Annotated in this window: 6 protein-coding genes; 5 read left to right on the top strand and 1 reads right to left on the bottom strand. The window is 68.8% G+C overall.

Annotated features, from left to right (window positions below; all coding sequences use genetic code 11):
- A partial coding sequence (locus tag LzC2_RS18240; protein WP_171189464.1) for an autotransporter domain-containing protein occupies window positions 1-3,491 on the top strand: 3,491 nt, incomplete at its 5' end.
- 73 nt (window positions 3,492-3,564) lie between these two features.
- On the opposite strand, the gene serA is transcribed toward LzC2_RS18240, so the two are convergent.
- Window positions 3,565-5,205 (bottom strand): phosphoglycerate dehydrogenase, encoded by a 1,641-nt coding sequence (gene serA, locus LzC2_RS18235; protein WP_171189463.1) that lies wholly within the window; start codon window positions 5,203-5,205, stop codon window positions 3,565-3,567.
- Between the two features lie 106 nt (window positions 5,206-5,311).
- Between serA and LzC2_RS18230 the strand changes: the two genes are divergently transcribed.
- From LzC2_RS18230 to LzC2_RS18215, 4 genes are all read left to right on the top strand, one after another.
- Window positions 5,312-5,746 carry a hypothetical protein gene (locus tag LzC2_RS18230; protein ID WP_171189462.1) on the top strand — a complete coding sequence of 145 codons (435 nt, stop codon included), beginning with the start codon at window positions 5,312-5,314 and terminating at the stop codon, window positions 5,744-5,746.
- Between the two features lie 80 nt (window positions 5,747-5,826).
- Entirely contained in the window at window positions 5,827-6,558 is a 732-nt protein-coding gene (locus tag LzC2_RS18225) for a dioxygenase family protein (RefSeq protein ID WP_171189461.1), read from the top strand.
- 334 nt (window positions 6,559-6,892) lie between these two features.
- On the top strand, window positions 6,893-8,515 hold the full coding sequence (locus LzC2_RS18220; protein ID WP_171189460.1) for a hypothetical protein: 1,623 nt from the start codon (window positions 6,893-6,895) through the stop codon (window positions 8,513-8,515).
- A 411-nt stretch (window positions 8,516-8,926) separates the two neighbouring features.
- A complete protein-coding gene (locus LzC2_RS18215; protein WP_171189459.1) occupies window positions 8,927-9,532 on the top strand; it encodes a hypothetical protein in 606 nt (201 codons plus the stop codon).
- The last annotated feature ends 185 nt before the right edge of the window (window positions 9,533-9,717 follow it).

The raw sequence follows: 9,717 nt of genomic DNA, 5'->3' as shown, positions 1-9,717 counted from the left end.
GGTTTCGGCGGGCTTTGCCGTGGCTGCCGGCGGCGGCGTTCGCGCTCGGCGCCCTGCCGACCATCGCGGTCGCCCAAGACCGCACGATCAACGCCCCCACTACAGTCAGCGCGGAGGAGGCGACCGCCCAAGACACCGAGGTCGTCGCCGGCGGGTCGGTCACGGTGACGGGAACGGGCTGGTTGAAGGCGGAGGACTTCGTCACCAGCCAGAACGTGACGATCGACGCCGGCGGGCTGCTCTCCACGCAGATCGGCGGAGCGATGACCCCGGCCCCGTTCAGCGGGATCGGGAACTACACCGTCACCGGGGGCGCGACGACGGTGGACGGCGAGTTATTCGTCGGCTCCACGCGGGATCTCTCCGGTAACCCGAACCCGGTCGGACCGCCGTTGGCGGGCTTCGACGGTCCGATCGGTACGCTCGCGGTCGACGCGGGCTCTGTCCTCACCGGGGCCGGCGGAACGATCACGGCAAACGCCGCCGTCCTCACCAACAGCGGCGTTGCCGGGGCCACCGGCGCCGGGTCGACGTTCACCTTTTCGGGGACGGCGACCGTGAACACGGGTGGGATACTGGGCGCGGCCAGCGGCGGGGCGGTCACCGGCACGACGCTGGCCCTCACGGGCGGCGGCGACGCGACCGTCTTCGACACCAATTCGACGTTCGACCTGACCGGGGCGGCGACCGTCGACGGGCCTCTCTCCGATCTACTGATCGGCAACGGCGGGGCGTTCACCGGCAACACGCTGGCTCTCACGAACGAAGGCGCCGCGACCGTCGGCGGGACCGGCTCGACGTTCGACCTGACCGGGGCCGCCACTGTCGACGGGAACGCTTCCTTACTGGCCGCCTCAGCCGGCGGCGCCTTCACCGGCACGACGCTGGCCCTCACGGGCGGCGGCGACGCGACCGTCTTCGACACCAGTTCGACGTTCGACCTGACCGGGGCGGCGACGGTCGACGGAGCTGGGTCGGACCTGCTCGCCCTGTCCGGCGGCGCCTTCACCGGCACGACGCTGGCTCTCACGAATCAAGGCGCCGTGACCATCCGCGGCCTCGGGTCGACGTTCGACCTGACGGGGGCGGCCACCGTCGACGGGACTTTCTCCGAACTGCTGGTCGACGACAGCGGCGCGTTCACCGGCACGACGTTGGCCCTTACGGACAACGGCGACGCGACCGTCACCGGCGCCGGGTCGACGTTCGACCTGTCCGGGGCCGCCACCGTCGACGGGACCGGGTCGCTGTTGCGCTCCCAGAATAGCGGGGCGTTGACCGGCACGACGCTGGCCCTCACGAACGACGGCGACGCGTCCGTCACCGGCGCCGGGTCGACGTTCAATCTCACCGGCGCCGCCACCGTCGACGGGGTCGGCTCCGACCTGTTCGTCCTGAACGAGGGGGGCTTCTTCGGGACGACGCTCGCCCTCACCAACAGCGGCGACGCCTTCGTCGACGCCGCCGGCTCGACGCTCACCCTGACCGGCGCCGCCACCGTCGACGGGGCCGCCTCCAACCTGTTCGTTCAGACCGACGGGGACTTCTTCGGGACGACCCTCGCCGTCACCAACAACGGCGACGCCTTCGTCACCGGCACTGGCTCGACGCTCAACCTGACCGGCGCCGCCACCGTCGACGGGGTCGGCTCCAACCTGTTCGTCCAGTTCGGCGGCGCCTTCAACGGCACGACGCTCGCCCTCACCGACCAAGGCAACACCTCCGTCGACGGCGCCGGCTCGACGCTCACCCTCACCGACGCCGCCACCGTCGACGGGGCCGGCTCCACTCTGTCGGCGCAGAACGGCGGCGCCTTCAACGCGGCGTCCGCGACGCAGTCCGGTGGGCTGATCGACGTGCGGACCGCGTCGGCCATGACTTACACCGGCGACGTGACCGTCAATGGCGGGACGACGCACGTCGACGGCACGCTGACCGCCGCCAACCTGCTGATCAACGGCGGCGGACTGCTGACCGGCGCCGGCACGGTCGTCGGCGATCTGACCGCCAGCGGCCGCATCGCCGTCGGCAACAGCCCCGGCGTGATGACCGTCGCCGGCAACTACGTCGGCAACGGCCAGACCTTCGACGTCGAGGTCCAAGGGTCCGCCGCCCCGGTCGCCGGCACGGACTACGACCAACTCGCCGTCACCGGAACCGCGACCGTCGACGGCGGCACGGTCAACGTGCTGCCCTTCGGCAACCAAAACTATACGCTCGGCGCCCGCTACGAGTTCCTCACCGCCGCCGGCGGGCTGACGGTCGTCAACCCGGTCGCCGTCAACCAGAACGTCGCCGGCGCCCGCTTCGCCCAGCTGATCGGGCCGAACTTCTACGCCCTGGTCGTCGCCCGGGCGAACTCCGGCGGCGTCGCCCGCACCTTCAACCAGCGGGCCGTCGCCGGCGGACTGGCCGCCTCGGCCGGCGACCCCGCGCTCGCCCGCCTGCGGGACGCGATCGACACCCTGACCGACGACGCCGCCGCGCGGGAGGCGCTGGACGGCCTCTCCGGCGAGCTCTACGGCACGCAGCTGACGGCGTTGAACCGCAGCGGTTTGCAGTTCCTGGACGTCGTCGGCCGCGGCGGGGCCTTCCCGCTGGTCTGCGGCGCCTGCGGCGTGAACGGCGCCGGCCAGCGCGGCTTGCAGGGCTGGATCGACAGCTACGGCGCCGGCGGCCGCGTGGACGGCGACGCCAACGCCGCCCGCGCCGAACTGGGAACCGCCGGCGTGGCGGTCGGGCTGTCGCAGATCTTCGGCGGGTCCGAGGGCTGTCTGGCCCTGGGCGGGTTCTACGGCTACGAGTCGAACACGACCCGCGTCCCCGGCGTCGCCTCGACCGTCACGGACGAGCTGCACCGGGTCGGCGGCTCGGCCCGGGCCTCGCTGGGGCAGTCCTACGCCAGCCTGACCGGCTTCGGCGGCGTGACGGAGGGCGCATCCCGTCGCTCGATCGTGATCGACAACCCCCTGTTCCCCTTCGCCGACAGCACGACCGGCGCCTTCGACGGCTCCCAGAGCGGCGCCGACGCGGAACTGGGCACGCTGTTCGGCTCTCCCACGGCGTACCTCTCCCCGGTCCTCGGCGTGCGGTACGTGCAGACCCGCCGCGACGCCTTCACGGAAAGCGGCGGGGCCGCCGCCCTGGCCGTGGACGAGGAGAGCCTGAAGGAACTGCGGGCCCGCGTGGGTCTGCGGGCCGGTCGGCGGTTCGCCCTGACGACGGCTCTGCCGGCGACGGCGACCTTCGCGGCGTTCTACAGCCGCGACCTGTCCGCCGGGACGACCGGCGACGCCCGGGCGCGCTTCGCCGCGGCGCCGGGATCGGACTTCGTCGTCCGCGGGACGGACTTCACCGCCGACCGCGTGACGCTCGCCCCCGGCCTGAGCTTGGGCGAGGGCCCGGTGCGACTGACGACGCAGTACCAACTCGGCTTGAGCGAAGCCTCCGTCCTGCACAGCGGCGACGTGCGGGTGGAGATCTGCTACTGACCCGGCGGTTCGCGGAAGAGCGAGGCTGCGTCCCGGACGCTTGAAGCGTCCGGGACGCGGGTTCCTCGGTCGTTCACCCCGCCGCGGCGAGGACGCCCGGCAGGGCTTCGCCGCGACCCGGCAGTTTGACGGCCCGGACGCCGGTGACCTCCGGGTGGTCGGCGATTTTCTTCATCGCCGCTTCGGTCGGGCACTGGTCTAGGTGCAGCACGGCGACGCTGTCGCCGCCCGGCTCGTCCAGCGAACGGCCCAGCGACATGTCGGCGATGTTCACGCCCTCTTCGCCCAGCAGGTTCCCGATGAACCCGATCAGCCCCGGCACGTCGCGGTGGCGGTAGATGAGGAGCGTGCCGTCGAGGAACGCGTCGAGGTGGAAGCCGTCCACGCGGATCAACCGCAGGTAGCCGCTGCCGAACAGCGTGCCGGCGACGGTGTAATCGCCGCTGTCGGTCGTCACCGTGGCGCTGACCGAGGTGCTGAAGTCCCCGGCGGATTCGCTTTTGCTCTCTTCCAGCGAGATCCCGCGATCGCGGGCGACGGCGGCGGCGTTGACGAGGTTCACGTCCTCGACCGCGTCCGCCAGCAGCCCGGCGGCGAAGGCGCCGGTGACCAGGCCGGTCTTCTTCTTCGCCGCGTCCCCGCGGAAGGCGAGCTTCACCCCGTTCACCCCGGCGTCGCCGGTGATCTGGCTCAGCAGCACGCCGAGGCGATAGCCGAGGTCGAGGTAGGGCCGCACCTCCGCCATCTCCGCCCCGCTGACCGGCACCATGTTGACCGCGTGGCGAATCTCTCCCGTTTTCAGGAAGTTCGACATGATCTCCGCGGCTTCGACGGCGACCAGTTCCTGAGCTTCCTCCGTGCTGGCGCCGAGGTGCGGCGTCATCAGCAGGTTCGGGCAGCCGTGCAGCGGCGAATCGGCCGGGGGCGGCTCCTGCTCGTACACGTCCAGCGCCGCCCCGCCGACGGAGCCGTCCTTCAGCGCCGCGGCGAGCGCCGCTTCGTCAATGATTCCGCCCCGGGCGCAGTTGATCAGCCGCACGCCCTTCTTCATCTGGGACATGCGGTCCGCGTTGATCAGGCCGCGGGTCTCGTCCGTCAGCGGGGTGTGGACGGTGAGGTAGTCGACCCGCGGGACGAGCTGATCCACGTCGCGGACCAGTTCCACGCCCATCTCCTTGGCGAGATCGCTGGACAGGAACGGGTCGTAGCCGATGACGTCCATCTCCAGCGCCACGCAGCGGCGGGCGACGGCCTGCCCGATTCGGCCCAGGCCGACCACGCCGATCGTTTTGCCGGCGAGCTGCGTGCCGGTGTACTTCTTCCGGTCCCACTTGCCCTCGGCCATGCTCTGGGCGGCGGGGGCGGTGTTGCGGGAGAGGGCGAACATCAGCGCCAGCGTTTGCTCCGCGGTGGAGACGGTGTTGCCGCTGGGCGTGTTCATCACCACCACGCCGGCCTTGGTGGCGGCGGGCAGATCGATGTTGTCCACGCCCACGCCGGCCCGGGCGACGGCCTTGAGGCGCGTCTGCCCTTCGAGCGCCGCGGGGGTCAGCTTCGTCCCGCTGCGGACGATGATGCCGTCGGCCTCCTTGAGTTCCTCGCGGAGCTGTTCCGGGGTGAGGCCGCTTTTGACGACGACCTCGATGCCGCCGGCCGCTTCGAGTTTCTCCAGCCCGGCGGGCGAGAGGCTATCGGTGATGAGAACGCGGGGCACGGCGACGAGTGGGCGCAAGGTGAATGAGGCGGGCGGGGGAGAGGATACCGTCCGCGGCTCGAAGTTCACGGCGACCCGCGCCGACCGGCGGGCTAGGCTTGACGCGATGCCTCTGGTTCCCGACCCCGATCGCTTCTGGCGCACCACGGCACTGGTCGTCTGCCGCATATGGGCGGCGTTGAATCTGGCGTTCGCCCCGGTCTGGTTCGTGTGGTCGCTGGTGGATACGCACGCGGAAGCGGTCGATCCGGCGGTGCGGGCGCAGCACTGGTTCCTGCCGGTGATCGATTGGCGGTCGATTACGCCGATGTGGAATCACTTCGAGGCGTGGGACGACGCGGTCACGATCGGCTTCCTGCTGCTGCTCCTGCCGCTGCCGTTCGCCTTGGTCTTCCGGGGGACGCAGTCGATCCCGCGGGCGCTGGCGTGGGCGGTTGCGGTCGTGCTGGGCGGGTTTGCAGGGCTGCTCCCCGCGGTCGCGGCGGCGTTCTGGTGGACGCTGCCGCCGCGTCGAACGTCGAACCGTGCGTCGACGGAGTGAATCGCCGCGGAACCGGCACGCCCGCGGCGGTGTTTCACCCGGTAGACTCGCTCGCCCCTCTCGTTTCGGAGCCGCCCCCGATGTCCTCCCGTCACTCGGCCACCCGCCGTCGCTTTCTCTCCACCTCCCTCGCCGCGGCACCGGCGCTCTGGCTCACGCCGGGACTGTTCGCGGAGGAACTGGAGAAGACCCTCGCCCAGACACCGCGGCAGACCGAGGGGCCGTTCTATCCCGACCGGCTGCCGCTCGACACGGACAACGACCTGATCCGTCTGAACGACGCCAGCACCCCGGCGATCGGCGAGGTCACGCACCTGACCGGCCGCGTGCTCAGCCCCGCCGGCGAGCCGGTGCGCAACGCCACCGTGGAGATCTGGCAGTGCGATGCGAACGCAAAGTATCTTGCACAACACACTGATGATGTTCGTGGCGGAGGGCGAGACCTAGGGTTCCAGGGCTTCGGTCGGTTCCTCACCGACATGCAGGGCCGCTATTACTTCCGCACGATCAAGCCGGTGCCGTACCCCGGCCGGACGCCGCACATTCACGTCGCCGTCAACAAGGGCGACAAGCGGCTGTTGACGACGCAGTGCTACATCGACGGCCATCCCGGCAACGCCCGCGACGGCGTGATGCGCAGCACGACCGAGGCCGAACGCAAACTACTGATGATCCCGTTCGAGCCGCTCAAGGGCAGCGGCGCCGGGGAGTACCAAGCGAAGTTCGACGTGGTGCTGGGCGCGATGACGGACGAGGGACCGGAAGAGAACGGCGGCGGTCGCCGCCAGCCCCGCGGCCGGCGTGGTGCCTGACTCCGCCGGCCGGCGTGGTGCCTGATTGGCCGGCGGCGGACTGCCCCCGGGCCGCCCCCCGGCCGGCAGAATGCAACGCCGGAGCTTCCCTCAGATGCCGAACCTCGAATTCGCCCGAAGAGCGGTAGCAAAAATCGCGGGAGCCGGTCGAAACCTTAGATCTGAACGTCGTCAGATCGGCCGCCCGGCTACTGGCGTCGAAGCCGCCGATTCGTCAGAATGCGTGCGGTGAGTCGCGCCCCGTACAGGCGCATTCAGATTCCGCCGGCCGGCGCGAAGGTAGTAGTTCCCCTTCTCGCCGGCCCGGCGGGTCGCTCACTTTTGGAACTACACCATGTCCGCCGGCGCTGTGCTGGCCCCCGGCGGTAAAGCCGGCCGGTCAGTCGATATCAATAAAGAACGTCTCCCGCGGCCGAAGCCGTGGCACGAGCGCGTTGGTCCGCAGCCATGGTTTGACGGCATCCGGCCGAAGCTGCTGGCCGCGATGCGGCGTTCCGACGTCCATAACGTGGATCATTTGGGCAGGACGCCGGCGGGCGAAGAGGACGCCACCGTCCTGTTTCATCCGTGGACGCCGTCGGCCCGCTTCCGCGGGGTGTTTGACCGGGTCGTCGCCCCGACGCTGCAACTCCGCAACGGCGAACGCTGCCGGGCGGACACGGCCACGGCTCTGCTGGCGCTCTATCGGGCCGCGAAGCGGGTCATGGTTGTCTCCGATTCGCGGGGGCACGCGGGGGGCCGGGCGGACTCTCGCAACGCCGCATGGGACCGGCTGTGCGACGCCGGCTGGGCGATGAAGCGGACCGGCTCCGAATCCGCCAGCCGCGTCACGCGATACGGCCTGACGGCGCCGGGTCGGTCCGTGCTACGCGACGCCCTCGACCCGAGCGCCGCGACGTTGGAACCCGAACGCCACGAATTGCCCAAGCGACTGTCCCGCCGTCAGCGGAGCCGCGGCGACGGCTCTACGGCGCCCGCGCCGAACCCACGCGCCCCGGTGGTTTGGCGGGACGCGAAGCAACGCGACGCCGACGGCCGCAAGATCACCGGCAAAATGCTGACGCTGCCCAACCCGCTGCCGGCGCAGATTCAATTAGCGTGGGATCAAAATAAGCGGCTGAACGCGGGGGCGTGGGAGCACGAATGGGCCGTCAGGATTTTTCCGCAGGCGTATAAAACGGAGTACAAAAACGCGACGCCGGCGGAGCGGGCGCCTTTGCGAGCGCTCATGCGGGCGATCGCGCCGACGCTCGAACCCGTTCGCCTCACCACCGAAATCGAAGTGTCGGCGATTTACAACGTCGATTTTGAGCACGGCGGCCGAAACTACGCCACGGATGCGTTCGGTTATACGCACCTTCACGGATTAGATCGCCGCACGATGACGTGCGACGGGGAACTCCTCTGCGAACTCGATTACGGCGGGTTCCACCCGAGGATGCTGAATCACATCGAAGGCATCGACCCGGCCCCGGGCGCCGATATTTACAAAGCCGACGAGGTGCTGCCCGAAGCCGTGCTCGACGCCGGCGGCGGCACGGTCGCCAAATGGCAGCGGGACGCGGTCAAGGTCGCCACGAATATCATTATCAACGCCGAGACGCTGCGATCGGCGATCGGCGCGATCAATCGCGACGAGGATATCGGCCGGCACGAGCTATTCAAGCCGTGGATGGATCGGAAGAATATCGACGCCGAAAAACTGATCGCCCGGATCAAACGGGAGCACAAGCCGATCAAAAGGCATTTTCACAGCGGGGTCGGGCTGCGGCTGCAATGCGAAGACGGGAAACTCATGCGATCGATATTGTGCGCCATGTTCGACGCCGGCAAACCGGCTTTGGGTCTGCACGACGCGATATTGTGTCGGGAGTCGGATCAGGCGTTCGCCCGGGATTTGATGACGGACTTTTACGTCGAACGATACGGGTTTCGACCGGTGATTTCGGCCAAGTGACGCGGGGGCCGCGAAAAGTGCGTTTCACGCTGCTATGATAGGCGGGAATAAAAAAGTCGCCGGGTAGTGGGGGAGGGCGTCCGTCGTCGGCCTCCCTCCTCTCCTCTGCCGGCGGCCCCCGGAGGGCCGCCGGCCTGTCCCTCTCCGCGTGTGTGCGTCTCCGGTTTTTTTTTTCTGTCGCGTTCCGGCGGATACTCGACGGGAATATCCGTCGAATCAGTCCGTTATCCAATATCAGCGACGGCCCGCCGCCCCCAGCGGCGGAGCCGGAGCGCGTGATGATTAACCTTCCCGCTTGCACCGAATAACCGTGAACCGATCTGGCCCGTCTTGCGTTATTCTCCCCGGGCGGCGCTCCGCCCCGCGGTCGATCCGTCCGCGCTCCGCCCGTCCGACCTACCCGCAAAACCGATGACCGCCGCACCGACCGCCGCACCGAAGCCTAGCAAATGGGCGATCGTGAAAGAGTGGACGCCCCACGCGCTTTCCGCCTTCGCGCTGACCGTCTCGATCTGGGCCGCATACTACGCCAGAGCAACCAGCCCGTATTACTATGCAGCACCGGACGAACTGACCTACCATCTCATTGAATCGAATAGACTGACTGAAGACGATCGCCCGTTATCCGGCACCCTTCGCGTTATCATCAAAAACGAGGCCGATACCCCGGCCCGTGAGGTGTCGGTCGTCCTCCGCCCTATGAGTGCTGCCCCCGATATTACGTGCAGCGTCGAGAAGACTGTCGCCGACGGCATTGACGGCCGCAAGATCGTGCGGCTCCACCGCATCCCCGCGGGCGGGAGCGCGGAGATTAGAATGGTCGATCGAGTCACAGAATACCCAATTCAATTCAGGGTTTTTACCAGCGGGGTCGTTTATAAGTACTGTGGATCGGTCCAGAGCGTGAAAACTGAGCTTGGGGAAGTTGGCGTGGATCAGGAACAGTACGAATCGTATTTTGACCCTCCGCCCAATGCGGACGATCCTCCCCGCAAGCGGGAACTTGAATGGCGATGATATTCCGTCCGCCGTTATTCGTGGGGGTTCTTCGTGGAGCACTCTTAACGTCCGCACGCCCCGGCAGGGTACCCGTTTGGTTCTTTAGTATTCGCGGCGACGCTGGCGGTCGGCGTCCATCGCCCACGAGGTTCGGCCGATCCGCCACGCTCACGAGGCGACGCCGACCGGGCCGGATGTGTCCA

Origin of the sequence: Alienimonas chondri, assembly GCF_013036045.1 — a bacterium.
Classification (GTDB): domain Bacteria; phylum Planctomycetota; class Planctomycetia; order Planctomycetales; family Planctomycetaceae; genus Alienimonas; species Alienimonas chondri.
This window is presented reverse-complemented; position numbering and strand designations above follow the sequence as displayed.

Excerpts from the sequence above, each read along its gene's own strand:
- LzC2_RS18230 (WP_171189462.1), top strand. The coding sequence starts at position 5,312 with ATGCCTCTGGTTCCCGACCCCGATCGCTTCTGGCGCACCACGGCACTG.
- LzC2_RS18225 (WP_171189461.1), top strand. The coding sequence starts at position 5,827 with ATGTCCTCCCGTCACTCGGCCACCCGCCGTCGCTTTCTCTCCACCTCC.
- LzC2_RS18220 (WP_171189460.1), top strand. The coding sequence starts at position 6,893 with ATGTCCGCCGGCGCTGTGCTGGCCCCCGGCGGTAAAGCCGGCCGGTCA.
- LzC2_RS18215 (WP_171189459.1), top strand. The coding sequence starts at position 8,927 with ATGACCGCCGCACCGACCGCCGCACCGAAGCCTAGCAAATGGGCGATC.